The 25,027-nt window shown below is 70.4% G+C and carries 20 protein-coding genes; 15 read left to right on the plus strand and 5 right to left on the minus strand.

The window, feature by feature from the left end; genetic code table 11:
- The first annotated feature begins 149 nt into the window (after positions 1-149).
- From JYK02_RS09365 to JYK02_RS09375, 3 genes are read left to right on the plus strand one after another with little or no spacing between them, the layout of a single operon-like run.
- Positions 150-920 carry a zinc-dependent metalloprotease gene (locus tag JYK02_RS09365; protein WP_207050521.1) on the plus strand — a complete coding sequence of 257 codons (771 nt, stop codon included), beginning with the start codon at positions 150-152 and terminating at the stop codon, positions 918-920.
- A 9-nt stretch (positions 921-929) separates the two neighbouring features.
- A complete protein-coding gene (locus JYK02_RS09370) occupies positions 930-1,730 on the plus strand; it encodes a trypsin-like serine peptidase (RefSeq protein WP_207050522.1) in 801 nt (266 codons plus the stop codon).
- Positions 1,731-1,769: 39 nt separating this feature from the next.
- Positions 1,770-2,546: a zinc-dependent metalloprotease gene (locus JYK02_RS09375; protein ID WP_207050523.1), complete on the plus strand. Its 777-nt coding sequence runs from the start codon at positions 1,770-1,772 to the stop codon at positions 2,544-2,546.
- Positions 2,547-2,552: 6 nt separating this feature from the next.
- Here JYK02_RS09375 and JYK02_RS09380 read toward each other — a convergent pair whose 3' ends face one another.
- Together JYK02_RS09380 and JYK02_RS09385 are read right to left on the minus strand one after the other, a co-directional pair.
- Positions 2,553-3,866: an Ig-like domain-containing protein gene (locus tag JYK02_RS09380; protein WP_207050524.1), complete on the minus strand. Its 1,314-nt coding sequence runs from the start codon at positions 3,864-3,866 to the stop codon at positions 2,553-2,555.
- A 122-nt stretch (positions 3,867-3,988) separates the two neighbouring features.
- On the minus strand, positions 3,989-4,621 hold the full coding sequence (locus JYK02_RS09385; RefSeq protein ID WP_207050525.1) for a TetR/AcrR family transcriptional regulator: 633 nt from the start codon (positions 4,619-4,621) through the stop codon (positions 3,989-3,991).
- A gap of 97 nt (positions 4,622-4,718) precedes the next feature.
- Between JYK02_RS09385 and JYK02_RS09390 the strand changes: the two genes are divergently transcribed.
- From JYK02_RS09390 to JYK02_RS09440, 11 genes are all read left to right on the plus strand, one after another.
- Positions 4,719-6,413, plus strand: a complete 1,695-nt coding sequence (locus tag JYK02_RS09390; RefSeq protein ID WP_207050526.1) for an acyclic terpene utilization AtuA family protein — start codon at positions 4,719-4,721, stop codon at positions 6,411-6,413.
- A gap of 23 nt (positions 6,414-6,436) precedes the next feature.
- Positions 6,437-7,600: an acyl-CoA dehydrogenase family protein gene (locus JYK02_RS09395; RefSeq protein ID WP_207050527.1), complete on the plus strand. Its 1,164-nt coding sequence runs from the start codon at positions 6,437-6,439 to the stop codon at positions 7,598-7,600.
- A 9-nt stretch (positions 7,601-7,609) separates the two neighbouring features.
- A complete protein-coding gene (locus JYK02_RS09400; RefSeq protein WP_207050528.1) occupies positions 7,610-8,488 on the plus strand; it encodes an SDR family oxidoreductase in 879 nt (292 codons plus the stop codon).
- 1 nt (position 8,489) lies between these two features.
- A complete protein-coding gene (locus JYK02_RS09405; RefSeq protein WP_207050529.1) occupies positions 8,490-10,106 on the plus strand; it encodes a carboxyl transferase domain-containing protein in 1,617 nt (538 codons plus the stop codon).
- 11 nt (positions 10,107-10,117) lie between these two features.
- On the plus strand, positions 10,118-12,130 hold the full coding sequence (locus JYK02_RS09410; RefSeq protein ID WP_207050530.1) for an acetyl/propionyl/methylcrotonyl-CoA carboxylase subunit alpha: 2,013 nt from the start codon (positions 10,118-10,120) through the stop codon (positions 12,128-12,130).
- Positions 12,127-12,900, plus strand: coding sequence for an enoyl-CoA hydratase family protein (locus JYK02_RS09415; RefSeq protein ID WP_207050531.1), 774 nt, complete (start codon positions 12,127-12,129; stop codon positions 12,898-12,900). Before JYK02_RS09410 ends, JYK02_RS09415 begins: the two co-directional genes overlap by 4 nt.
- Positions 12,901-12,917: 17 nt before the next feature.
- The gene (locus JYK02_RS09420) at positions 12,918-14,531 is read left to right on the plus strand and encodes an AMP-binding protein (RefSeq protein ID WP_207050532.1); all 1,614 of its coding nucleotides are present in this window, start codon (positions 12,918-12,920) and stop codon (positions 14,529-14,531) included.
- Positions 14,532-14,662: 131 nt separating this feature from the next.
- The gene (locus tag JYK02_RS09425; RefSeq protein ID WP_207050533.1) at positions 14,663-16,099 is read left to right on the plus strand and encodes a hypothetical protein; all 1,437 of its coding nucleotides are present in this window, start codon (positions 14,663-14,665) and stop codon (positions 16,097-16,099) included.
- 43 nt (positions 16,100-16,142) lie between these two features.
- The gene (locus JYK02_RS09430; RefSeq protein WP_207050534.1) at positions 16,143-17,567 is read left to right on the plus strand and encodes a hypothetical protein; all 1,425 of its coding nucleotides are present in this window, start codon (positions 16,143-16,145) and stop codon (positions 17,565-17,567) included.
- 44 nt (positions 17,568-17,611) lie between these two features.
- Entirely contained in the window at positions 17,612-18,988 is a 1,377-nt protein-coding gene (locus JYK02_RS09435) for a hypothetical protein (protein ID WP_207050535.1), read from the plus strand.
- Between the two features lie 181 nt (positions 18,989-19,169).
- Positions 19,170-20,495, plus strand: coding sequence for a hypothetical protein (locus tag JYK02_RS09440; protein ID WP_207050536.1), 1,326 nt, complete (start codon positions 19,170-19,172; stop codon positions 20,493-20,495).
- Between the two features lie 39 nt (positions 20,496-20,534).
- Here the strand turns inward: JYK02_RS09440 and JYK02_RS09445 are convergent, their stop codons facing one another.
- Positions 20,535-21,668, minus strand: coding sequence for an FAD-dependent oxidoreductase (locus tag JYK02_RS09445; protein WP_207050537.1), 1,134 nt, complete (start codon positions 21,666-21,668; stop codon positions 20,535-20,537).
- A gap of 71 nt (positions 21,669-21,739) precedes the next feature.
- Between JYK02_RS09445 and JYK02_RS09450 the strand changes: the two genes are divergently transcribed.
- Positions 21,740-22,441 carry a TetR/AcrR family transcriptional regulator gene (locus JYK02_RS09450; RefSeq protein ID WP_207050538.1) on the plus strand — a complete coding sequence of 234 codons (702 nt, stop codon included), beginning with the start codon at positions 21,740-21,742 and terminating at the stop codon, positions 22,439-22,441.
- 37 nt (positions 22,442-22,478) lie between these two features.
- Here the strand turns inward: JYK02_RS09450 and JYK02_RS09455 are convergent, their stop codons facing one another.
- Both JYK02_RS09455 and JYK02_RS09460 read right to left on the minus strand, forming a co-directional pair.
- The gene (locus JYK02_RS09455) at positions 22,479-24,227 is read right to left on the minus strand and encodes a hypothetical protein (protein WP_207050539.1); all 1,749 of its coding nucleotides are present in this window, start codon (positions 24,225-24,227) and stop codon (positions 22,479-22,481) included.
- Positions 24,228-24,439: 212 nt separating this feature from the next.
- A complete protein-coding gene (locus JYK02_RS09460) occupies positions 24,440-25,012 on the minus strand; it encodes a DUF2231 domain-containing protein (RefSeq protein ID WP_207050540.1) in 573 nt (190 codons plus the stop codon).
- Between the last annotated feature and the right edge of the window lie 15 nt (positions 25,013-25,027).

Here is a 25,027-nt window from a genome sequence, read left to right on the forward strand (position 1 = left end):
ATCGGCGCACCATGAAAATCAACAAAACCAAGTTATTCCCTCTGACGTACGGCTGGCCCGGCAGTTGCTCAATGGCGGGGCAAGCTGTCCGCGGCTGACGGGAAGGTCAGGCGGCAGCGGATCTCTCCCCCGAACCAGAGGAACGACTCATGTTCAAGAAGGCGGCAGTCCTCGTGGCGAGCTGTGGTGCGATGCTGTCCGGTTGCGGTACCGACGTGGAGGCTGAGAACCAGCAGATCGTCGCGAACCTGATCGAGGCCGGCTTCCCCGCGGACGACATCATGGTTGCTGACGGCCAGGTGTACGTGGGCCGTGACGCGCACGTCACCCTGGAGGCCTCGGCCGAGATGCTCCAGACGGGCAAGGAGACCCAGGAGCAGTACCGCACGACGAACCTCGTCAGCTCCACCAAGACGAAGATCTGCATCAACCCCACGTCCACGTTCAACAGCTACAGCCGCCTGAGCCAGGGCCTGGACCTGGCCATCCAGAACTACAACCAGCGCGGTCTGAGCTTCACGATGGCGCGTGGCCCCACCACGGGTTGCAGCGCGAACATCACCGCGACGGTCACCTCCGGCGCCGGCGGCTCCGCGGGCTTCCCGTCGGGCGGCAACCCCTACGGCACCATCAACATCGGCACCGGCCTGAACAGCTACAGCGTGGACGTGAACGAGCACGTCATCACGCACGAGCTGGGCCACTGCATCGGCTTCCGTCACTCGGACTACTACAACCGCTCCATCTCCTGCGGCGGCTCCGCCACCAACGAGGGCACGGCGGGCGTGGGCGCCATCCTCATCAGCGGCACGCCGAGCACCGCGACGGTGGGCGGCTCCATCATGAACTCCTGCTTCCGCTCCACGGAGAGTGGCGAGTTCACCAGCTCCGACATCACGGCGCTGAACGCCCTGTACTAGCATCAAGGAATGGCGTTGCGACCCCTTGAGTCCTTCATGAGTCCGTGGGGTCGCATCCTCACGGGCACCTTCCTCATCCTCGGCCTCGCGGCCTGTGGAAAGGAGAAGGTGCCCGTGATTTCCCATCCGGCAGTCTGTGAGAGTCCCACGGCGTCGCGGGTGCGCCAGCCGTCGGAGGTGCGTGGCCTGACGCAGTGTGGCCCGACCGCCGACTTCACCCCCATCAACAGCTACCAGGGCGAGTTCGCGGACGTCGCGCAGGCGGTCGAGGACGCGGTCGTCATCGTTGCTGGAAGCTGCACCGGAACGCTGATTGAAGCGAGCGCGGGCCCCGTGGTGGTGACGGCGGGACACTGTGTCGCGCTCGGCGACCGGCCACTGATTGTCTTCAACTTCGAGGAGCAGTCCGACGGCGACCCGCTCATCACCGAGGGCACCGTCATCGAGCAGTCGCTCGAACCCGATTACGCGCTCATCCAGCTGGATGTCCTTCCACGGGTGACGCCGGTGCTGCTGTCGGCCGTGCCCAGTGAGCGCCTGGCCATCATCCAGCACCCCCGCGGCAAGCCCAAGTCCATCGCCGAGGGCGAGTACCTGGATGCGTGCAACTCGCTGGTCTACTACGTGGACCTGGACACCCTGGTCGGAAGCTCCGGCGCGGGCGTGCTCAACCGTCAGGGCCACCTGCTGGGCATCCACACCGACGGCAACTGCGACGAGACCGGTCGCGGCGCCAACCAGGGGTGGACGATGGAGTCGATTGTCGCGGCGTCGCCGTACCTGGTGGACGCCGACATCGTCGAGCGCTGAGGCCCGGCTCCGCTCGACACAACTCGAGGGGAGACGACCATGTTCAAGCGCGCGGTGGTGCTCGTGGTGGGCTGTGGTGCGTTGCTGTCCGGCTGCGGCACCGACCTGGAGCAGGAGCAGCAGGAGATCGTCTCCAACCTGATGGAGGCGGGGTTCCAGGCGGGCGACATCCAGGTCTCCGGCGAGACCGTCTCCGTGGGCGGCGACGCCCGGGTGAGCCTGGAGTCCTCCCGCGAGATGCTCCAGCCCGGTGAGGGCAGCGCGGAGCAGTACCGGACGACCAACCTGGTCAGCACGTCCCTCGTGCGGAAGATCTGCATCAACCCCACGTCCACGTTCGCCAGCCTCAGCCGCCTGAGCCAGGGCCTGGACCTGGCCATCCAGAACTACAACGCGCTGGGGCTGTGCTTCACCATGGTGCGCGGCCCGGCCACCGGCTGCGGCGCGACCATCGTCGCGACGACCGCGGCGGGCACCGTCTACAACTCGGGCTTCCCCTCGGGTGGCAAGCCCTACGGGACCATCACCATCGGCACGGGGTGGAACACCGCGCCGCTCGACACGGTCGAGCACATCGTCACGCACGAGCTGGGACACGCGCTGGGCATGCGCCACTCGGACTACTACTCCCAGGTCATCAGCTGTGGCACGGGCGTCAACGAGGGCACGGCGGGCGTGGGGGCCATCCTCATCCCCGGCACGCCCGCCACGTCCTACGTGAACGGGTCCATCTTCAACGCCTGCCTTCCGCCGAACCCGACCGGCGAGTTCACCAGCACGGACATCACCGCGCTGACGTACCTCTACCGCTGCTGATTCAGCTCACGGCACGGTGACGGTGATGGGGGTGCTGCGCCGGTCGTTGCCCGCGCGGTCATAGGCGATGGCGACGATGGTGTGCGTGCCGGACAGGCCCGTGGTGTCCCACGTCTTCGTGTACGGGTAGCTGGTCGCGAAGGGCGTGAGCCACACGCCGTCCACCTCGAAGACGACGTAGGCCATGGCCTGGCTGTCGCCCGCGGTGGCCGCCAGCGTGACGACGCCGCTGACCACCGCGCCGTTGACCGGCGAGGTGATGGTGGAGACGGACGGCTTCGTGTTGTCCACGATGAACGTCCGGTTGTAGATCCCGGACGGGTTGCCCGCGGCGTCGGTCGCCTGGAAGCCCAGCGTGTACGAGCGGTTGCCCAGCACCCGCGTGTCCCACGAGTAGGAGTAGGTGGTGCCGGAGACGGTGGGGTTCGACGTCAGCACGGTCCCGTTCTGGAAGACCTGCGCCAGGGCCACGGGCGCGCCACCCTGCAGGGCCACCGACCACGACGCGCCGACGATGCCGCGCACGTAGTTCTGGTTGATCTGGGGGAGCCGGGGGTTGCCCGCGAGGATCAGCGGGGGATTGTTGTCCACCTCGACGTTGACCACGCTGGAGGTGCCGCTGTTGCCGGCGGCATCGAACGCCTGCGCCGTCAGCGAGTGCGGTCCTCCCTGGGACACCGTGTTCCAGGAGAAGGTGAAGGGCGCCACGGTGGACGACCCGAGCAGCGTGGTGCCGTCGAAGAAGTCCACGCGGGCGACGCCCACGTCGTCGGTGGCGTTCGCGGTGATGGCGACGGTGGCGCGCACGTAGCTACCCGTGGCCGGCGCGGTGAGCTCCACGGTGGGCGCCTGGGTGTCGGGATCCTCCTCCAGGAGGAGCCGGTCCGCCTGCGCCGTGACGATGAGGTTCAACGGCCGGCCCTTCGCGTCGAGCGCGTTGAAGGCGGAGGAGCCTTCAACCGCGTTGCCCCGGGCCAGCTCGCGCAGGCGCAGGGGCGCGCGCGTCAGGTCCAGCTTCCCGTCGGCGCGCACCGGCCAGTCGCGGAGCAACTGGGCCACGCGCTCCCGCGAGGCGGCGCTCTGGAGGCTCGACTCGGGGCCGGACTCCTTCGCGAGCCAGCTCCGCACGAAGTCCTCGGGAGCCTCGGCACCGCTCAGCCGCGCCACCTGCTGGCTGAAGGCAGACGCGTCTTCCTGCCGGGCCTGGGCCACGGTGGCGTCCTGGGTGCTCGCGACCTCACCACAGCCAACGACAGCCAGCGTGCCCGCGCCAACGAGCGCGGCGACGAGACCACGGGTCCCTCTGGAAACGATTCTCATTTGGATTTCCCCTCCGGCGGGCACCCGCGTGGGGGTGGGGTACCCGTGGTGAAAGTCATATCAAGAATGCCTTTCGCGGGTTCAGGGGAAATCGCTTTGAAAAGCTTGTAGCCCCAAGCGGATCAGTCGGATTGCGCGGCGCGCTTCGGTGTGAGCTGGGCTTCGAGCGTCCGTGCCCAGTGCGCGAGCACCTTGCGGCGCCGGGCGGTGTCGTCGTGGAGCAGGTTCGCGAGCGCCAGGCCCCGGAGGAGGCCCAGCGTCGCGCGCACGGCGTCGCGCACGTCGCGGTCGCGCTCATCGAGTCCGAGCAGCTCGACGGTGAGCCGGTGCACCTCGCGGCCCACGTGCGTTTCGAGCGGCAGCAGGAGGGCCTTCAGCTCCTCATCGGCCCCGGCCGCCACCCACAGGTGCGTCGCGGCCGTGAAGAGCGGTCCGGCGTAGACGTCGTGGAGCAGGTTCAAGAGGGGCTCGACGCGCCGCCGGCTCTCCGACAGGCCCTTCGCGCGCCGCACCAGCTCCTCCACCTGCTGGTGGAAGACGTGCTCCACGGCGGCCGCGACCAGGGCCGCGCGCGTCGGGAAGTGGTGCTGGCAGGCGCCGCGCGACACCCCCGCGCGCTCGGCGATGGCGCCCATCGTCGCCCCCGCCCAGCCCTTCTCCACGAGCACGTCGATGGCGGCCGTCATCAGCTTCTGCCGCGTCACCCGGCTGCGCTCCTGCTCCTGCCGTGTCGTTCCGCCCGCCGTGCCGCTCATGGGTCCAGACTGTTGCGGCGGGAAGAAAAAAGCAATCGTGATTGCTTTCTTTGGAGGGTGGGGTGCAGACTCGGCGCTCCCTGGCACAGGAGGTGCGATGGACGGGCGAGCGCTGCGCATCGGCAATGCATCCGGCTTCTACGGCGACCGCTTCTCCGCGTTCCGGGAGATGCTGGAGGGCGGTCCGCTCGACGTCCTCACCGGCGACTACCTGGCGGAGCTGACCATGCTCATCCTGGGGCGAGACCGGCTGAAGAACCCGGATGGCGGCTACGCGAAGACGTTCCTGCGGCAGCTGGAGGAGACGCTTGGCCTCGCGGTGGAGCGCAAGGTCCGCATCGTGGCGAACGCCGGTGGCCTCAACCCGCAGGGGCTCGCGAACGACCTGCGCGCGCTCGCCGCGAAGCTGGGGTTGACCGTCAACATCGCGCACGTCGAAGGCGATGACCTCGTTGGACGCGCGGACGAGCTTGGCTTCGAGCAGCCCCTCACGGCGAACGCGTACCTCGGGGGCTGGGGCATCGCGGCGTGTCTGGACGCGGGCGCGGACATCGTCGTCACGGGACGCGTGACGGACGCTTCGCTCGTCGTCGGCCCCGCGGCCTCCCACTTCGGCTGGAAGCGCGACGACTGGGACCGCCTCGCGGGCGCGATGGTCGCGGGCCACGTCCTGGAGTGCGGCGCCCAGGCGACCGGCGGCAACTTCGCGCGCTTCAGTGAAATCGACGTGCGCCGGCCCGGCTTCCCGCTGGCGGAGGTCTTCGCCGACGGCTCGAGCATCATCACGAAGCATCCGGGCACCGGGGGCGCGGTCACCGTGGACACGGTGAAGGCCCAGCTCGTCTATGAAATCGGCGGGGCGCGCTATGCCGGCCCTGACGCCACCGCGCGCTTCGACACCATCGTGATCGCCGAGGACGGCACCGACCGGGTGCGCCTGTCGGGCGTGCGCGGCGAGCCGCCCCCTCCGGATGTGAAGGTGTGCCTGAACCGGCTCGGCGGCTTCCGCAACGACGCCCAGTTCGTGCTGGTGGGGCTGGACATCGAGGAGAAGGCCGCGCTGGTGCGGACGCAGCTCAACGCGACGCTCAAGCCCCGGCCCGCCGAGGTCCTCTACACGCTCGCGCGCACCGACCATGCCGACGCTCCGAGCGAGGAGCAGGCGTCCGCGACCCTGCGGGTCACCGTGAAGGACGCCGACCCGAAGGTCGCTGGCCGCTCCTTCAACGGCGCGGTGGTGGAGCTCGCGCTGTCCAGCTACCCCGGCTTCTTCCTGCCGGCGATGCCCGGTGACGCTTCGCCCTTCGGGGTCTACACGGCCGGCTACGTGGACGCGCGGAAGGTGCCGCACGTCGCGGTGCTGCCGGACGGGCGGCGCATCGACGTGCTGCCTCCGGAGGAGACCCGGGGGCTCGAAGCCGTGTCCGCGCCGTCGCTGCCCGCGCCGCTGTCGGCGGGCCCCACCCGGCGCTTGCCGCTCGGTCAGGTGGCCCTGGCCCGCAGCGGGGACAAGGGCGGGGACGCGAACATCGGCGTCTGGGTCCGCACCGACGAGGCCTGGCGCTGGCTCGTGCACACCCTCACGGAGGAGCAGCTGCGCACGCTGCTTCCGGAGACGCAGTCGCTGAAGGTCCAGCGCCACGTGCTCCCGAACCTGCGCGCCCTGAACTTCGTCATCGAGGGACTGCTTGGCGAGGGCGTCTCGTCCGCCACCCGCTTCGACCAGCAGGCCAAGGCGCTGGGTGAGTGGCTGCGCTCGCGCCACGTCGACGTCCCGGAATCGCTTCTCTAGCGCCTTCGCCCACCGAGGAAGCCATGCAGCAGACCCAGGAACACCGCGCCATCCGCCAGACCGTCCGCAAGTTCGTGGAACAGGAGCTGAACCCGCACGTCGACGCCTGGGAGGCCGCGGAGATCTTCCCGGCCCGGGAGGTGTTCCGGAAGCTGGGCGAGCTCGGGCTGCTCGGCATCACCAAGCCCACGGAGTTCGGCGGACTGGGACTGGATGCTTCGTTCTCCGTCGCCTTCGCGGAGGAGCTGGGCCACTGCACCTGCGGCGCGCTGCCCATGGCCATTGGCGTCGTGACGGACATGGCGACGCCGGCGCTCGCCCGCTTCGGCGGTGATGAACTCCGGCGTGAGTTCCTGGCGCCCACGCTCACCGGCGAGCGCGTCTGCTCCATCGCGGTGAGCGAGCCGGGCGCCGGCTCCGACGTGGCGAGCGTGACGACCACGGCGCGCCGCGACGGCGACGACTACGTCATCGACGGCAGCAAGATGTGGATCACCAACGGCATGCAGGCGGACTGGATCTGCCTGCTCGCCAACACGGGTGAGGGGCCGGCGCACGCGAACAAGTCGCTCATCATCGTGCCCATGGACCGTCCCGGCATCACGCGGTCGAAGATCCGCAAGCTCGGCATGTGGGCGTCGGACACGGCGCAGCTCTTCTTCGACGGCGTGCGCGTCCCCGCGCGCTTCCGCATCGGAGACGAGGGGCGCGGCTTCGCCATGCAGATGCAGCAGTTCCAGGAGGAGCGGCTGTTCGTGTCGGCGAGCACGCTCGTCACCTTCGACCGGCTCATCGCGCAGACGGCCGAGTACACGCGGCAGCGCAAGGCCTTCGGCCAGTCCATCCTCGACAACCAGAGCGTGCACTTCCGGCTCGCGGAACTGCAGACGGAGGTCGAGGCGCTCCGGGCGCTCATCTACCGGACCGTCGGCATGTACATCGAGAACAAGGACGACCCGGAGGTCGTGAAGCTGGCCTCGATGTGCAAGCTCAAGTCGGGCCGGCTGGCCCGCGAGCTCGTCGACGGCTGCCTCCAGTACTGGGGCGGCATGGGCTTCACCTGGGACAACCCCGTCGCCCGCGCCTACCGCGACCTGCGCCTGGGCTCCATCGGTGGCGGCGCCGACGAGGTGATGCTCGGAATCATCAGCAAGGCCATGGGCACGCTGCCCCGCAAGGCCCGCTAGGAGAACACGATGGGATACCGTTCAGTCTTCGCTCCGGATGCGTTCGCGGGCCGTACCATCATCGTCACCGGCGCTGGCAGCGGCATCGGCCGGTGCACCGCGCATGAGCTCGCGTCGCTCGGCGCGCACGTCGTCCTCGTGGGCCGCAAGCAGGAGAAGCTCGCGAAGGTCGCCGCGGAGCTGGCCGCGGAGGGCCATGCGTCCACGCAGCACGCCGTGGACATCCGCGACGAGGCGGCGGTGACCGCCATGGTCGCCGCCGTCGTCCAGGAGCGCGGCCGCATCCACGGGCTCGTGAACAACGCGGGCGGGCAGTTCCCGTCGCCGCTGTCGGCCATCTCCAAGAAGGGCTTCGAGGCGGTCGTCGCGACGAACCTCACCGGCGGCTTCCTGGTCGCGCGCGAGGTGTTCAACCAGTCCATGACCGACCACGGCGGCGCCATCGTGAACATGCTCGCGGATGCCTGGAACGGCATGCCGGGCATGGGGCACTCGGGCGCGGCCCGCGCCGGCATGTTCAACCTGACGCAGACGGCCGCCGTCGAATGGGCCTTCGCCGGGGTCCGCGTGAACGCCGTCGCGCCGGGCTGGGTCGCCTCCAGCGGCCTGGACACCTACGAGGACCCCTTCGTCCGCGAGATGATCCCCATGCTGCGCAAGCAGGTGCCGCTGCACCGGCTGGCCACGGAGGCGGAGGTCAGCGGCGCCATCGTCTTCCTGCTCTCCGACGTGGCGGCGTTCATCAGCGGCGAGGTCATCCGCATCGACGGAGCGGCGTCCTGCAACACGAAGGCGTTCCCGCTGTCGGAGCACTCGAACTCGAAGCCGTACGAAGGGTTCCACCTGGCCAAGGGCCCCGCCATCCTCGACGGCCCGAAGGAGAAGTGACGTGCCCGCGCTCATCTCCCAAGTCGAACCCACCTCCGCCGCCTTCACCACGCAGCGCAAGGAGATGCTCGCCCGCGTCGCGGAGCTGCGCGCCATCGAGCAGAAGTCGCGCGACACCGAGCTGCTGGCCCGCGAGAAGTTCAAGCAGCGTGGACAGCTCCTGCCGCGTGAGCGCCTGGCGCTGCTGCTCGACCGGGGCTCGCCCTTCCTGGAGCTCTCCACGCTCTGCGGCTACAAGCACCACGACGACAGCGACGGCTCGCTGGCCGGTGGCAATACGCTCATCGGCATCGGCTTCGTGTCCGGGGTGCGCTGTCTGGTGTTCGTCAGCAACTCCGCCGTGAAGGGCGGCACCGCGACGCCGTGGGGCGTCCAGAAGGCCCTGCGCGCGCAGGAGATTGCCCTGGAGAACCGGCTGCCCGTCGTGTCGCTCGTGGAGAGCGGCGGCGCGAACCTGCTCTACCAGCAGGAGATCTTCATCCCGGGCGGAGAGACCTTCTACAACCAGGCGAAGCTGTCCGCGGCGGGCATCCCCCAGGTCACCGTCGTCCACGGCTCGAGCACGGCGGGCGGCGCGTACATCCCGGGCCTGTCCGACCACGTCGTGATGGTGCGCGGCAAGGCGAAGGTGTTCCTCGCGGGCCCGCCGCTGCTGCTCGCGGCCACGGGCGAGGTCGCCACGGATGAAGACCTGGGCGGCGCGGAGATGCACACCACCGTGGCCGGCACCTCGGACCACCTCGCCGAGGACGACGCCGACGGCATCCGCATCGCGCGGGAGATCGTCGCCTCGCTCGGGTGGAACGACGCGCTGCCTCGGCCCGCGCGCCCCGGCTTCGAGCCGCCGCGCTACGCGGTGGAGGAGCTGTGCGGCGTCGTGCCCATCGACCACCGCAAGCCCTACGACTGCCGCGAGGTGATTGCCCGGCTGGTGGATGGCTCGGACTTCTCGCCGTTCAAGGACGAGTACGACGCGCTCACCGTCTGCGGCTGGGCGCGCATCGAGGGCCGGGCGGTGGGCATCATCGGCAACAACGGGCCCATCACGGCGAAGGGCGCGACGAAGGCGGGGCAGTTCATCCAGCTCTGCTGCCAGGCGCGGACGCCCATCGTCTACCTGCAGAACACCACCGGCTACATGGTGGGCACCCAGTCGGAGCAGGGCGGCATCGTGAAGCACGGCGCGAAGATGCTTCAGGCCGTGGCCAACGCGACCGTGCCGCAGATGACCCTCCTCCTGGGCGGTGCCTTCGGCGCGGGCAACTACGGCATGTGCGGCCGTGCGTTCCACCCGCGCTTCATCTTCGCCTGGCCCAACGCGCGCACCGCGGTGATGGGCGGCGAGCAGGCGGCGAAGGTGCTGACCATCGTCGCCACGGAGAAGGCCCGGCGCGCGGGGCTGCCGCCCGACCAGGAGTTCCTGGACGGGATGGCGAAGCCGCTCATCGAGCAGTTCGACCAGGAGTCGGACGCCTTTCATTGCAGCGCGCGGCTGTTCGACGACGGCGTCATCGACCCCCGGGACACGCGGCGCGTTCTCGGGTTCATCCTGGCCACGTGTGACGAGGCTTCGCGCCGCACGCTGGCGCCCAACTCCTTCGGCGTCGCCCGGCTGTAGCGAGGGGAATCATGAAACGCATCCACAAGGTGCTGGTGGCGAACCGGGGTGAGATCGCCGTGCGCGTGCTGCGGACGTGCCGCCGGCTCGGCCTGCGCACGGTCGCCGTCTTCTCCGACGCGGACCGGGAGGCCCCCCACGTGCGGCTCGCCGACGAGGCGATGCACCTGGGGCCCGCGCCCGCGCGGGAGTCCTATCTCTCCATCGAGCGGGTCCTCGCCGCGGCGAAGGCCTCCGGCGCGGACGCCATCCATCCCGGCTACGGCTTCCTCTCCGAGAACGAGGACTTCGCGCGCGCGTGCGCGGAGGCCGGCTTCGTGTTCGTAGGACCGCCGGCGGAAGCCATCGAGCTGATGGGGAACAAGCGGCAGGCGAAGCTGCGCATGCAGGCCGCCGACGTGCCGTGCATCCCCGGCTATGAAGCCGCCCGTCCCGGCGAGTCGCTGGAGGACGAGGCCCTGGTCCGCGAGGGCCAGCGCATCGGGTTCCCCCTCATGGTGAAGGCGGCGGCGGGCGGCGGTGGACGCGGCATGCGCCTGGTCCGTGACCCTGGCGCGCTGCTCGACGCCATCCGCTCCGCGCGCTCGGAGGCGACGAACGCGTTTGGCAGCGGCGAGCTCATCCTGGAGCGCGCCATCGAAGGCGCGCGCCACGTGGAGGTGCAGGTCTTCGCGGACGAGCACGGGGGCGCGGTGCACCTGGGCGAGCGCGACTGCTCCGTCCAGCGGCGGCACCAGAAGGTGATTGAAGAGAGCCCGTCCCCGGCCGTCACGCCCGAGCTGCGCGAGCGCATGGGGGCCGTGGCGGTGCAGGCCATCCGCGCCATCGGGTATCGCGGCGCGGGCACCATCGAGTTCCTCCTGGCGCCGAATGGCGACTTCTTCTTCATGGAGATGAACACGCGCCTCCAGGTCGAGCACCCGGTGACGGAGCTCATCACCGGCCTGGACCTGGTCGAGTGGCAGCTGCGCGTCGCCGACGGCGAGCCGCTCCCGCTGAAGCAGGCGGAGGTCACCTTCCGGGGGCACGCCATCGAGGCGCGCCTGTGCGCGGAGGATCCGGCCCGGGGCTTCCTCCCGCGGACGGGACGGCTGCTCGCGTGGGTGCCGCCGGAAGGCGAGGGCATCCGCGTGGACCACGGCGTGCGTGAGGGGCAGGACATCACGCCGTTCTACGACTCCATGCAGGCCAAGCTCATCGCGCACGGACCGGACCGCGAGATGGCGCGCGGGCGGCTGGCCGCGGCGCTGCGCGAGCTGACGGTGTTCGGTATCACGACGAACAGCACCTTCATCCAGCATGTGCTCGGGCACGAGGCGTTCCGCTCCGGCCGCTACGACACGGGCTTCGTCGGCGCGCACACGCCGCCGGAGACGCTGCAGGCGCTGGGGCGGGCCTCCGCGGAGGACCAGGCCATCCTGGCCGCCGTGCTCTTCCACGACGACGCGGTGGCGCTGGCCAGGAAGGGCGGGTTCGACACGACGTTGACGGGCTGGAGCAGCTCCTATGCCCTCCCGGTGCCGGTCGTCCTGCATGACGGGACCTCGGAGTTCCGCGCGTCGGTCCGTCCCGTTGCACCGGAGGCGTACGACGTCCGCATCGGGGACACGTCGGTCTCGCTCTCCCTGCGCGGCCTGGGGGCCGAGCGCGTGGAGGTCGAGGCGGCGGGGCGGCGGCGCGCGGTCCGCTACCGCCGCGCGGGGAGCATGTTGTGGTGCTCGCTGGACGGCATCACCCGCGGCCTGCGCGACGTCTCCTTCCGGCTGCCTTCCGAGCGCGAGAAGGCCAGCGACGGCCGCCTGCGCGCGCCCATGGACGGCCGCATCATCCGGGTGAGCACCCAGGTCGGCGCGGCCGTGAAGCGGGGCGACGTGCTGGTGGTGCTCGAAGCGATGAAGATGGAGTCGTCCCTCATCGCGCCCACGGATGGTGTCGTCACGGCGGTGAACGTCACGGTCGGGGCGCAGGTGCCGGCACGGCACGTCGTCGCGGTCGTCTCCCCTGAAGCGAAGGAGGCAGCATGAGTGAAGCAACGCTCGTCCGTTACGAGGTGTCTCGCGGCGTCGCGACCCTCACGCTCGACTCGCCCCGCAACCGCAACGCGCTGTCGCGGGCGCTCGTCACGCAGCTGCTGGAGCGGCTGCACGCCGTGGGGGCCGACCCTGCCGTGCGGGCGGTGGTGCTCGCGGCCACCGGGCCCGCGTTCTGCGCCGGGGCGGACCTCTCGGAGATGGCGGACGGAGGCGCCGCGAAGGCACCGGCCGTGCTGCTCGACGTGTTGCGCACCCTCGTGACGCTGCCGCAGCCCGTCGTCGCGAAGGTCGCGGGGCAGGTGAGGGCCGGAGGCATCGGCATCGTGGGCGCGTGTGACGTGGCCGTCGTCGCGGAGTCCGTGAAGTTCGCCTTCACGGAGGCGCGCATTGGCGTCACGCCCGCGGTCATCTCCCTCACCACGCTGCCGCACCTGACCAGCCGGGCGGCGAGCCGCTACTTCCTCACCGGTGAGGCCTTCGACGCCACCGAGGCCGCGCGCATCGGGCTCGTCACGTCCGCGGTGCCGGACGCGTCACTGGACGGCGCCGTCGAGCAGATCCTGGAGACCTTCCGGGTGTCGTCGCCGCAGGGCCTGCGCGAGACGAAGCAACTGGTGGCCGCCGGGCTGCGCGCGCGCCTGGACGCGGGGGGCGCGGACATGGTCGCGCTCTCCGGCCGGCTGTTCGCGTCCGAAGAGGCCCAGGAGGGCATGCTCGCCTTCCTGGAGAGACGTCCCCCGGCGTGGGCCGCACCCAAGTAGACGAAAGAGAGCGCACGATGTCCGCGACCCAGGAAACGCAGTTCCCGCGTATCAGCCGAGTCTCGCTGGGAGACATCGTCCACCGGTCGGCGTTGCGCTGGCCGGAGCGGACGGCCCTCGTCGACGGGGACCTCGAGCTCTCCTATGCGGAGCTCGACCGGCGCTCGAACGCGTTCGCGCACCACCTGCTCGCGCAGGGCCTGCCCCGGGGCGCGCGCATCGCGATGTTCTGCGGCAACTCGGCGCAGATGGTCACCGCCTTCGTGGGCATCTACAAGGCGGGGCTCGTCTGGGTGCCCATCAACACGGGCCTCTCCGTGGAGGCCGTCCGGTACATCCTCGAGCACGCCGAGGCCTCGCACGTCGTCATCGACGCGGAGTTCCTGGCGAAGCCCGGGCTGCGGGCGATGATCGACGCGCTGGGCACCCGCATCATCGTCTGCGTGCCGGAGGGACAGGCTTCACCGGACGGGGACGCGGCCGTGTTCCTGGACACCCTGAAGGGGCAGCCCGGCACCCTGCCGGAGGTGGACCTCGAGAGCAGCCAGCTCGCGCAGATCATGTACACCAGCGGCACCACCGGTCAGCAGAAGGGCGTCATGCACTCGCACGCGTCGGTGCACGCGGCGCTGAGCGGAAACCTCTTCGAGCTGGAGATGCGGCCCGGCGACTCCACCATCTGCGTGCTCCCGATGTTCCACTGCGCGCAGCACGCCATCCTGATGACGTTCCTGCTGGCCGGGGCGACCATCGTCGTGCGGCGTGCCTTCGACCCGGCCGCGATGCTCGCGACCATCGAGCGGCGCGGCATCACGTTCCTGCTGGGCCTGCCGGTGATGTACGGCGCGATGCTGGCGCACCCGGCGCGGCCGGCGACGAAGCTGTCCAGCCTGCGCATGTGCCTCTACGTGATGGCGCCCATGGCGCGCACGCTGCTCGTGGAGCTCATCGAGCATTTCTGCCCGGGAGGCTTCGCGCTCGCGTCCGGGCAGACGGAGATGTACCCGGCGACGACCATGTTCAAGCCGGAGCAGCAGTTGAAGCGCTTCGGTTCGTACTGGGGCGACTCCGTCGTGACGAACGAGACGGCCGTCATGGACGACGACGGCCGGCTGTTGGGGCGCGGCGAGGTGGGGGAGATCGTCCATCGCGGGCCGAACGTGATGCTCGGCTACTATAAGGACCCGGAGGCGACGGAGAGGGCGCGGGCCTTCGGCTGGCACCACACCGGCGACCTGGGCATGTTCGACGCGGACGGCCAGCTGCTCTTCGTGGACCGCAAGAAGGACATGATCAAGACGGGCGGAGAGAACGTCCCGTCCATCAAGGTCGAGGAGGTCCTCCTGCGCCACCCCGCCGTGCTCCAGGTCGCGGTGGTGGGGCTGCCGCACTCGCGCTGGACGGAGGCGGTGACGGGCTTTGTCGTGCTCAAGCCCGGCACCTCCGCGACGGAGGCGGAGATCACCGCCCATTGCCGACAGCACCTGGGCGGGTTCGAGGTGCCCAAGGCCATCGTCCTGCTCCCAGCCATGCCGCAGACGACCACGGGCAAGGCGCAGAAGTTCGTACTCCGGCAGCAGTACGCGCGGCACTACGACGGCCGCGATAGCCAAGGTGCTTCGGGTTTGTAAAGCCTTTCCAGGATAACACAGCTCACGTGGAGAATATCGTCTTGGGGCCCTGCGCGGTCTCTCGCGGACGTGATAGGCATTGCCCCGGGTGTCGGGCCGGCGGCACTCCTTCCGCTTGAGGGGGCGTCCAGATGAAAGACAGTCGGAGTGAAAGGCTCGCACGGGCCGTGGTGCTGCTGTGCCTGGGGTTGGGGATGGCCTCCTGCGGAACGAAGGAGCCGGGGCCGGGGGAGGAGGTCCTGCCGAGGCTCGACGTGCTGCACAAGGGCGCCTGGCTCATGGGCGTGGACGCGCAACAGCGCTTCCTGCTCTTCAATCCCCAGACCGCCTCTGGCACGTACGCGCAGGTGCTCCCCGAAGGCGGGGACCTGCGCATCTGCGACCCGGCGGAAACGGCCGTCCTCGCGCAGGACGGCGGCTCGGTGCTGCTCTGGAGCGCGCCGAGCGAGGCACGGACGCGGACGGCGTGGCTCTGGCGGCCCGGGCCCTTCGCCGGCATTCCCTTCACCACGCGCTCCCAGGGCGACATCGTCCATGACCGCTCGCTGTCGTATGTGGCCTTCACCGAAGCGGACGCCGAGGCCGGGACGACGTCACTGCGCGTGATGGACGCGGCCACCTGCACCGCGAAGGACTGCCCCTCGCGGACGCTGCTCCAGGTGCCCGGAAGCACCCTGTTGCTCCAGGGGGGAGGGACGAGCGTGCTCGCGACGGACGCGACGCAGGCCTGGCTCATCGACGTGCCGTCTGGCGCGGTGGTGCCCCTGGGGACGGTGGCCGGGCCGTCCACGCTCTCCTCGGATGGCACCCGCTACAGCCTGTTCGATGGGGCGGGGCACCTCCAGGTGTTCGACACCGCCACGCGCACCCTCCAGTGGGAGCGCTCCTGGGCACAGGACGTGTCCCGCGAGGGCTGGAAGGTCGAATCCGTGCTGATGACCGATGCGAAGGTCGTGGTCATCAACGCCTATGAGCCGCCACCGCCCAACCGCATTCCGCTGGTGCGCGCGACCCTTGCCTGTGATGCGTCGTCGTGCCGGGTCATCGCGGGCGGGCAGGGCGGATGTTGGTGGGGGTTGGGCCGCACGGACCTGGTGAGCTGCAGCCTCACCCTGCGGTGCGGTCCGTATGGATGCGAGGACCAGTTCCTCTACTTCGATGCCTCGATGCGGTTGCTCTCGAACACGACGACCCGGGGTGCCAACAGGCCGCAACCCGCCTTCAGCGAGGACCTGTCGCAGCACGTGTCGCTGGATCAGGCTGGCACGTTGACCTGGGACGGGCCCGCCGGGCTCCGCACCCTGGATGCGCCGGGGGTGGTGGACATGCGCTTCATCACCTTCCTGCCGGGAGCGGAGCGCCTGGTGTTCGCCCAGACGCTGACGCGTTCGGATGAGGTGCGTGAAACCCGCCTGGCGGCCTGGGATGGCGTGTCCCTGACGGACCTGCTGCCGCTGCCGGGGGCTCCTGTTCAAGGCATCCATGCGCGTGCCGAGCCCACCGCGCTGTACTCGACCCTCGAGTCGGCGGACCGCTCCTCCGTCGACATCGTCCGGATCAGCCTCTAGCCACGAACCGCGTCGCTTCGAAAGCCCTTCAATGACTGCTCATTTGAGACGTGTCGCGCCGCGCCTGCTGGGATTGCTGCTGGCGAGCATGAGCACCGCCTATTGCGGTGGTGACGGGGACGGAGAGGGTTCCTTCCGGACCGTGGCCCGCGGCTTCCGCCTGCTCCAGGTGGATGAAGGGAAGCACGTCCTGCTGTCCGTTCGCGCGGATGGCACGTTCGCACAGGCGCTTCCCTCCGGAGAGCCCGTGCGCATCGCGGGCATGGCGGACGGCGCGGACCTCACGGCCGACGGCCAGACCGCGGTGCTGTGGAGTGCCTGGGGGAACGGCGAGCGGACGGTCTGGCTCTGGCGGTCCGGGATGCCGGAGGCCGCCGTGCTGAGCCAGCAGGCGCGGGGCGAGGTGCTCCACGACGCGGCGCAGAGCTACGTGGCCTTCCTGGAGCGGGACGGCGTGGGAACCACCTCCGTCCGCGTGGCGAGGACGGCGTCCTGCACTCCCGGAGACTGCGTGCTCCAGACGCTCCTCCAGGTCCAGGGCGGCACGCCGGTGCTCGAGCGCGCGGGCCCGCTGTTGTCCCTGATGGATGGGAACCATCGCTGGATCATCGAAGCGTCCTCGGGCGCGGTGACGGACCTGGGCGAACTGCCGGGGCCTTCGTTCCTGTCGCCCTCGGGGAACCGCTATGGCTGGGTGGAGGAGGCGCGCGTTCGGCTGTTCGACCTCGCCACCGGCGCACAGGTGTGGGACCAGGCCTATCCGCACCGCGGCTACCAGGACTGGAAGGTGACCCGCTCCTTCATGTTCGACGAGGAGCGGGTCTTCGTGGTGGCCTCGGGGGTGCTGGATGGAGCGCCCGCCGGAGTGCCCGCGGACGGCTTCCTGGATCTGTGCGGGGACCAGGGCTGTGGAAGGCTCGTCTCCCGCTACCGGTGCTCTCCCTTCGAACTCGCGGGCCGGCCCGCGGTGGGTTGCAGCCCGAACCTGTGCATCGAGATCCGGTGCGACCTGCCTGGGGACAAGGTCCTGGATGGCGACGGGAAGCTGCTCTACGAGACGAAGGAGCGCGGCACCGTCCTGGGCCCCTTCTACAGCGAGGGCCGGGCCGACGTGGTGCGCATCCGGGGCGGCGACGGACAGCTCCCCTGGCTCGAATGGAAGCACGAGGGGCTGCTCTGGCGACTGGACCTGGAGGCTCCCGCTCCGACCGCGCCCATCCTGTTCCTGCCGGACCGGGGGCGGGTGCTGTTCCACCAGCCGGCGCGGCAGGAGGACGGGACCGTCGAGAACCACCTGTGGACGTGGGACCGGTTCAAGCGCGTCGACGTGGGCTCGCTGGACGGAGCGCCCGGACCCAGGAGCCTCATGCGGGACCACCCGCCCGCGCTCTACCTGGACGTCGACACCGCGAACGCGAATGGCAGCTCCACCCCGGCCGTCGTTCGCGTCGGACTCCGAGGGAAATGATGAACCGTGCGAGTGCCGGGGTGGTGTTGTGTCTGGCGTTGGGAATGGCCTCCTGCGGGACGAAGGAGGAGGACGTCTTTCAGACGCTCGAGGTGCTGCATGAAGGAGGGCGGCTGCTGGGGGTGGACCCGCGGCAGCGCTTCCTGGTGTTCACGGCCGATGACGGCTCCGGCACGTACGCGAAGTCGCTGCCCAAGGGCGGGGACACGCGGGTCTCCGACCCGGCGGAGGGCGTCTTCCTCGCCGAGGACGGCGACTCGGTGCTGCTCTGGGGCCCGCGGAACGGAGAGCAGCGCCGGACGCTGTGGCTATGGCGTCCCGGATCCAAGGCCGGCATTGCGTTCAGCACGCGGGCCGGTACCGACGCCGTCCATGATCGCTCGCTGTCCTATGCGGCCTTCACGGAGTCCGACGCGGGGACGACGTCGCTGCGCGTGATGGACGCGGCCACCTGCACCGCGAAGGCCTGTCGCCTCCGGACGCTGCTCCAGGTTCCCGGTGACACCTTGTTGCTCCAGGCGGGCGGGACGACCGTGCTCGCCTCGGACGCGACGCAGGCCTGGCTCATCGACGTGCCGTCCGGCGCGGTGTCGCCCCTGGGGACCACGGCGGGGCCGTCCTTGCTCCTGGGGGAAGGCTCCCACTACAGCGTGTTCGACAGGGCAGGGCACCTCCAGGTGTTCGACACCGCCACGCGCACCCTCCAGTGGGAGCGCTCCTGGGCCGAGGAGACGGCGCGCAAGGACTGGACGGTCCTCTCCGCGCTGATGACCGACGCGACGACCGTTGTCCTCAACCTCCAGGAGCCCCCGCCCCCGCCGCCCGCCTTCCCGACGAAACGCAACGTCGTCACCTGTGATGCGACGGCGTGCCGGAGCCTCAGCGACCTGTATTCCAGCTGCTGGTATGGGCAGGGCCGCACGGACCTTTTGAGGTGTTCCGGCCCCAGCCGGTGCAGCACCTGGAGTGGGTGCGAGTACCAGTACGCCTACTACGATGCCACGGCGCGACACCTCACGACCACGGTGTCCGATGGTCTGGGCTTGCCGGACATCGCCATCAGCGAGGACCTGACGCAGTCCGTGTCGCTGTCGCGAGGCAAGTCCACGGACACGCTCTCCTGGCGCAGCCCCGCGGGGTACCGGCAGGTGGATGCGTTGGGGGCGGTGAACATGGAGCTATTCACCCTCCTGCCGGGGGCGGAGCGCCTGGTGTTCGCCCAGAAGCTGACACGCTCGAATGGTGGGTCCGAGACCCGCGTGGCGACCTGGGACGGCGTGACGCTCAAGGACCTGCTGGCCCTGCCGGGCGTGCCTACCACCGACGCGACGTATCCCCCCGTGGTGCGGGACTCGCCCCTGTCGCTGTACGTGACCGTCAGGGGCCCTTCCTCCGTCAACATCGTCCGGATCCGGCTCTAGCCCCGGACCGCGCTGCCTCGAAAGACCTCCCATGATTGCTCAAACACGAAGTGCCTCCCCTCGCCGGACGTGGACGCTGTTGGGATTGCTGCTGGCGAGCCTGGGCGCCGCCCATTGCAGTGACACCGTGGAGCCGCCTCCACCCCCTCCACCGCCGGAGGAGGAGACTCCCTTTCCGGCCGTGACCCGCGACGCCCGCCTGCTCCAGGTGGATGAAGCGCAGCGCGTCCTGCTGTCCGTTCGCGAGGACGGCACCTACGCGCAGATGCTTCCCCTGGGCCTGCCCGCGCGCATCGCGGACGTGACGGTGGGGGCCGACTTCTCGGCCGATGGCCGGACCGTGGTGCTGTGGAGCGCGCCGGTGGACGACGAGCGGACGGTCTGGCTCTGGCGGCCCGGGACGACGGAGGCCGCCGTCGTCAGCCAGAAGGCGCGGGGCGCGGTGCTCCATGACGCGTCCCAGAGCTACGTGGCCTTCCTGGAACGGGACGGCGCGGGAACCACCTTCGTCCGCGTGGCGGGGACGGCGTCCTGCATGCCCGGCGACTGCGTGCTCCAGACACCGCTCCAGGTCCAGGGCGGCACGCCGGTGCTCGAGCGCGGTGGCCGCCTGCTGTCCCTGGTGGACGGGACCCACCGCTGGTTCATCGACACGTCCGCGGGCGCGGTGACGGACCTGGGCGTCCTGCCGGGGCCCTCGTTCCTGTCTCCCGGGGGGACCCGCTACGGCTGGGTGGAGGGGGATCTCGTGCGCTTGGTCGACATCGCCACGGGCGCGCAGGTGTGGGACTGGGACCAGGTCTGGCGGAAAGACTCCACCGCACCGGGCTGGACGGCCACCCATGCCTTCATGTTGAACGAGGAGCGCGTCTACGTGGGGTCCAAGGGCATCCCGGCAGGGGCGCCCCAGGGCTGGCCCGAGGAACACGCGCTGACTGCTTGCGGCGTCGCGGGCTGTCTGCAGAGCGACTCTCGCGCTCGTTGCGTCGCCACCACGTTCGGAGGACAGCCCGCGATGTGGTGCGTGTCGGATCCGTGCATCGCGATCCGGTGCGAGACGCCAGGGCCCGACTACCGTGACAGCGAGGGGCATTCGTTCTTCAGCCGCTCGCAGGAGAAGGACACCCTCGTTGGCCCCGTCTTCAGTCCAGACCTCACGGAGGTCGCGCGGGTCAAGGGCACGAAGGGCGGACTCCACTGGCTCGAATGGACTCGCGGGTCGGTGGTCTCGAAGCTGAACCTGGACGCTCCCTATCCGACCGCGCCCCTGTTGTTCCTGCCGGACCAGAAGCGCGTGGTGTTCCACCAGCCGGTGCTGCGGGACGGCGTCGCCGAAAGCCATCTGTGGACGTGGGACCAGTCCAAGCGCGTCGACCTGGGCCTGCTGGACGGAACGCCGGGGCCGGGGAGCCTCGTGCGCGCGAATCCGGCCACGCTCTACCTGGACACGGACGTCGTCAACGCGGACGGCACCCCCGGCACCGCCATCGTTCGCGTCGACCTCTGACGCGGGGCTGGCCCGGAGCGCGCCGGGTGTCGCTCCGCTTCAAGCGGGCGGCGCGTTTCCGGTGAGCAGGCTGATCAGGCTGTGGGGGGCGTCGTCGCCGAAGCAGAGCCCGAAGTCGCGCGCGGCTTCGGTGGCGGCCTCGGCGCTGCGGGCGAACAGGGCCTCTTCGTACCCGGCGAGCGCGGCCTCGACGTCATCGGGGTGCGCGGCGATGGCCCTGCCCAGCTCGGCGCCGTCGTACATGGCCAGGTTGGCGCCTTCGCCGTTCGGGGGCGAGAGGTGGGCTCCGTCGCCGAGCAGCGTCACTCCCGGCACCCGGTCCCACCGGTGCCCGATGGGCAGGGCGTTGAGGGTGCGCAGGACCGGTGCGGTGTCGCCGTGGGTGATCAGCGCGGTGAGCTCCGGTGCCCAGCCGTCGAACTCCTGGGCGATCCGCGCGGCGGCCGAGGCGGAGTGGGTGAAGTCGATACCGGCGAACCACTCCTTCGGCCGGGTGAGCGCGACGTAGGTGTGGAGGGTCCCGCCGACCTCGCGGTGTGCCTGGATGCCCTTGCCCGGTGCGACCGCGAGCAGCGCCCCGTCGCCAACGGCTTTCGCGGTGGAGGGGTGCCGGGTGTCCGCGTCGAACAGATAGGTTTCGACGAACGACGTGCCGACGTACTCGGGCGTGGCGCTGGAGACCAGCGGCCGGACCCGTGACCACGCGCCGTCCGCGCCGACCAGCAGGCCCGTGACCACGGTGGTGCCATGGGCGAAGGTCACTTCATGACGGCCGCCGCCGAGGGCACGGACGCCGCTGACCTTGTGGCCCCACTGGAGGGTGTTGGCGGGGAGCGAATCGATCAGCAGCTGTCGCAGCTCGCCGCGGAGGACCTCGGGGCGTCCACCCGTACCGTCGTCGGGTTCGTCCAGCAGCACGGTCCCGTCCCAGGCGAGGACCCGCGTCGCCTCACGGCCCTTGAGGATGAGTCCTCGGAACGCGTCGAGCAGGCCCGCTGCCTGGAGCGCCAGCTGACCGTTGTACTCGTGGATGTCGAGCATCCCGCCCTGTGTGCGCGCCGTCGGTGAGGACTCCGCCTCGTAGACCGTGGACGGGATTCCGTGGACGTGAAGGACGCGGGCCAGGGTGAGTCCGCCGAGTCCTGCGCCGATGATCGTGACAGGGGTGTGCATGGATGCTCGTTTCTGGAACGACGTTCCATGGCCAAGTTGGAACATCGTTCCAGGCATGTCAAGATGGCGGCATGGCACCGAGGACGCGCAAGCCGGAGCGGCGAACGGAGGCGCTCTCCCGCGAGCGCATCATCGAAGCGGCTGTCGAGCTGCTCGACACGGCGGGTGAGGGCGGGCTGACGTTCCGGGCGCTGACCGAGCGCCTGTCCACCGGAGCCGGGGCCATCTACTGGCATGTGGCGAACAAGGACGAGCTGCTCGACGCGGCGACCGACGCGGTGGTCACGGACGCTCTGGCCCTCAAGCCCGCGAGGGTTCCGGGCTCGCCGCAGGACCGGATCCGCGCCGTCGCGCTCGGCCTGTTCGACGCGATCGACGCACACCCGTGGCTCGCCGCGCAGCTCGCCACGCAGCTCTCCCGTGGCCCCTCGAAGTCGGTGACGCCGAGGATCCTCGAGAGCATCGGCCAGCAGGTCCGTGCGCTGGGCGTGCCCGAGAGCCGCTGGTTCACGGCGACCACCGTGTTGATGCACTACATCCTGGGCGCCGCGGGCCAGAACGCCGTGAACGGCCGGGCTCACGGGCCCGGCGTGAACCGCGGTGAGTTCTTCAACGCCGTGTCGGCGGCATGGAAGCAGCTCGACCCGGACGACTACCCATTCACCCGGGCCATCGTCGACCAGATGCGAGACCATGACGATCGCGCGGAGTTCCTCGCGGGAATCGCGCTCATCCTCGCTGGCATCACCGCGGGCCGCTCGCGCACGCCGTAGCCACGTCCCCTCCCCGCGTGCTCGTTCAATCGTCAGCTCATGGAGATGAGCGGGGCGTGCCAACGTGGCCGCCTGCCGGAACAACTCCAGCGGCGCTGACGGCCCAGGCCGCTGGCAGTGCGAGCACTGCACTCGTTCCCGGAAGGTGCCGCGTGGCGTAGCCGAACGCGCCCGGTGCCGCGAGGAAGGACTCCAGCGAGGGGTCGTTGTCGAAGCGCGGTTCCTCGCGCAGCTTGTGGTCCAGGAAGACGAGCGCGATGCGTTCGCGGCGCAGGTACTGGGTGAACGACTCACCCGGGCGCTGCGTCCAGGGAGGAACGCGCCGGAAGGGAGCCCCCAGGTACACCGGCAGCCCGCCCTGCGTGTCCAGGACGCCCAGCGAGCCCCCCGTCGCGACATGGCTTCCCAGCCCGAGCGCCCGCAGGGCCCGCACCTGCTGGAGCAGCTCCCGGCGCGGCGCGGAACGGCCCTCAGGAGCAGCGGGAGGACGGGGCACCGCCAGCACCACCAGCACGGCTCCCCCCAACGTGCCGAGCGACAGCACCGGATGCGGTCCGGACGCGTCCAGCGCGTGCTTCATCAGGGCCAGCAGCGCCAGCCCCATCACGCCCGGAATGACCAGGTAGTGCTGCCGGGGCTGGAGCAGGACCGAGGAGAGAATGCCGGGGATGATCACCACCGCCACCGCGACCGCGCTCCATGCCACCCGCGGCGTCGCCAGGGCCCGGACCGCGTTCCTCCCGCGCCGGACGAGGGCCCAGAGCGGAAGCGCCAGCACTGCGAGGAGGAGCAGCACGTGCGCCACCTGCTCGCGGGTCCAGGCTCCGTTCCGGGGCGTGGGTGGGACGTTGCCGTAGCCATGGGTGAAGACCTTGCGTGACTCGCCGGGCAGGCGCTCCAGGTTCCAGCGCACATGCGCGAGGAACGCGCCCGGGTTCGCGCGCACGGCGTCTCCCAGCGTGCGGGCTTCCCCGAAGACGGGCTGGAGCACCTGCTCGCACCGGGCCCAGGGGTCGACCCGCACGTCTCCGGTGCGCTTGGCGAGGCCATCCGCGAAGTGCTGACAGAACGCGTAGAAGCGCCGGTTGCTGGTGTTGCCGAACGGGTTGCCCAGCAATCCCACCAGGACGAGGACACTGCCCGCATAGGCCACCGCCGTGCCCCAGGCGTGACGCCTTCGCGCAGGCTCACGACGCATGCGGCGCACGAGCTGGAGGCCCAGCAGCGCGGACACCGCCAGGAAGGACAGGAACCCCTCGGGCCGCGCGAAGGACGCGAGCAGCAACCCCCATCCCAACCATCCCCAGGCGCCTTCGGGCGTGGCGGCACGGCACGCGGCGCACGACGCGACCAGGATGATCAGCAGCGCCAGCAGGGTGGGGCGCGGCTGGACGTGTGGCGCCAGTGACAGCAGGTACACCGCGCTCACGGCCAGCGCGAACCCGGGCCGGGCCCCCACCTGGCGCAAGAGCGCGTAGCCCGCCACGGTGGTCAGCAGCACGAGCCACCGGACGTTCGCGTAATAGAGCACCACCGGATCCGGCCAGATGAACGAGAGCGCGAAGTACCAGAGCGAGTACAGCGGCCCCCACTCCGGATCCGGCAGTCCGCTCTCCGGCAGCGTCAGCGCGCGGTGCAGGTAGTCCGCCTCATCCCAGGGCGCCAGGTCGAGCACCGCTTCAACGCCCTGTCCCAGCATCACGCACGCCAGCACGAGCGCCAGCAGACACACCGCCTCGGCGAGGAACGCGAGCGGCCGGGACGGGAGGGAAGGAAAGGCGCGCATCGGGGGGGCTCGCTGGGCGGGCGGCACCCTACCGTCGGGGTTCGGGAATCCGAGGCAGGGTCCCCGGTATCCGTCCACGGAGCAACGAAGCCTGTCGCGTCAGTGCTTCCGCACCTGGACCCTGGGGCCAGACAAGCATCCGGCATGCAACAACATGGACGGGTATGGGAAGCGGAGACCCCTCGCAAGGGCCTCCGTCCGGGACGTCGCGGTCAGAGGCCCGCGCGTGGCGACAGCGCGTCGCGAGCCCGGCCCAGCAGCCACGCGGCGCCCCGGCCCGCGTCCTTCACGAGCGCGGCGGGGGCCTTGGGCGACAGCAGCAGGGGCCCCTTCCGCGTGCCCTGCGGCGCGTCCTCGGGCATCGGGTTGATGCCGACGCCCAGCTCGTAGACCATCTTTCCGCCGAGCGACGCCGTGTAGAGCGCGAAGGCGCACGCGCCCAGGCCCAGCGCCGTCGTCACGGCGGTGGGCCGCTTCGTCAGCCGCCACGCCGTGATGCCCAGCGCGCCCAGCGTGATGAGGGCATTGCCCAGGCCGTGCCGGACCGTCATGTCCCGGGCGCGCGGCGAGTCCAGGCGCACCTCCTGGCTCGCGGCCAGGCCCGACACGCCAGCGAGCACCGCGCTGGCCGCGCCCACCATCCACAGGCGGCGCCCGACCTTCTCCCAGGCGCGGTCCCCCGTCGTCATCACGATGAGGTCCGCCACGGCCGCCGTCGGCAGCAACGCCAGCGGCATGTGCACCACCGACGGGTGCAGCTCATGAAGCAGCATCTCCCTTTTCATCGTCCCCTCCTGATT

Origin of the sequence: Corallococcus macrosporus, assembly GCF_017302985.1 — a bacterium.
Lineage (GTDB): Bacteria > Myxococcota > Myxococcia > Myxococcales > Myxococcaceae > Corallococcus > Corallococcus macrosporus_A.

What these genes read in the sequence shown, in the direction of transcription:
- JYK02_RS09365 (WP_207050521.1), top strand. Translation starts at nt 150, where the DNA reads ATGTTCAAGAAGGCGGCAGTCCTCGTGGCGAGCTGTGGTGCGATGCTG.
- JYK02_RS09370 (WP_207050522.1), top strand. Translation starts at nt 930, where the DNA reads ATGGCGTTGCGACCCCTTGAGTCCTTCATGAGTCCGTGGGGTCGCATC.
- JYK02_RS09375 (WP_207050523.1), top strand. Translation starts at nt 1,770, where the DNA reads ATGTTCAAGCGCGCGGTGGTGCTCGTGGTGGGCTGTGGTGCGTTGCTG.
- JYK02_RS09380 (WP_207050524.1), bottom strand. Translation starts at nt 3,866, where the DNA reads ATGAGAATCGTTTCCAGAGGGACCCGTGGTCTCGTCGCCGCGCTCGTT.
- JYK02_RS09385 (WP_207050525.1), bottom strand. Translation starts at nt 4,621, where the DNA reads ATGAGCGGCACGGCGGGCGGAACGACACGGCAGGAGCAGGAGCGCAGC.
- JYK02_RS09390 (WP_207050526.1), top strand. Translation starts at nt 4,719, where the DNA reads ATGGACGGGCGAGCGCTGCGCATCGGCAATGCATCCGGCTTCTACGGC.
- JYK02_RS09395 (WP_207050527.1), top strand. Translation starts at nt 6,437, where the DNA reads ATGCAGCAGACCCAGGAACACCGCGCCATCCGCCAGACCGTCCGCAAG.
- JYK02_RS09400 (WP_207050528.1), top strand. Translation starts at nt 7,610, where the DNA reads ATGGGATACCGTTCAGTCTTCGCTCCGGATGCGTTCGCGGGCCGTACC.
- JYK02_RS09410 (WP_207050530.1), top strand. Translation starts at nt 10,118, where the DNA reads ATGAAACGCATCCACAAGGTGCTGGTGGCGAACCGGGGTGAGATCGCC.
- JYK02_RS09415 (WP_207050531.1), top strand. Translation starts at nt 12,127, where the DNA reads ATGAGTGAAGCAACGCTCGTCCGTTACGAGGTGTCTCGCGGCGTCGCG.
- JYK02_RS09420 (WP_207050532.1), top strand. Translation starts at nt 12,918, where the DNA reads ATGTCCGCGACCCAGGAAACGCAGTTCCCGCGTATCAGCCGAGTCTCG.
- JYK02_RS09425 (WP_207050533.1), top strand. Translation starts at nt 14,663, where the DNA reads ATGAAAGACAGTCGGAGTGAAAGGCTCGCACGGGCCGTGGTGCTGCTG.
- JYK02_RS09435 (WP_207050535.1), top strand. Translation starts at nt 17,612, where the DNA reads ATGGCCTCCTGCGGGACGAAGGAGGAGGACGTCTTTCAGACGCTCGAG.
- JYK02_RS09445 (WP_207050537.1), bottom strand. Translation starts at nt 21,668, where the DNA reads ATGCACACCCCTGTCACGATCATCGGCGCAGGACTCGGCGGACTCACC.
- JYK02_RS09450 (WP_207050538.1), top strand. Translation starts at nt 21,740, where the DNA reads ATGGCACCGAGGACGCGCAAGCCGGAGCGGCGAACGGAGGCGCTCTCC.
- JYK02_RS09455 (WP_207050539.1), bottom strand. Translation starts at nt 24,227, where the DNA reads ATGCGCGCCTTTCCTTCCCTCCCGTCCCGGCCGCTCGCGTTCCTCGCC.
- JYK02_RS09460 (WP_207050540.1), bottom strand. Translation starts at nt 25,012, where the DNA reads ATGAAAAGGGAGATGCTGCTTCATGAGCTGCACCCGTCGGTGGTGCAC.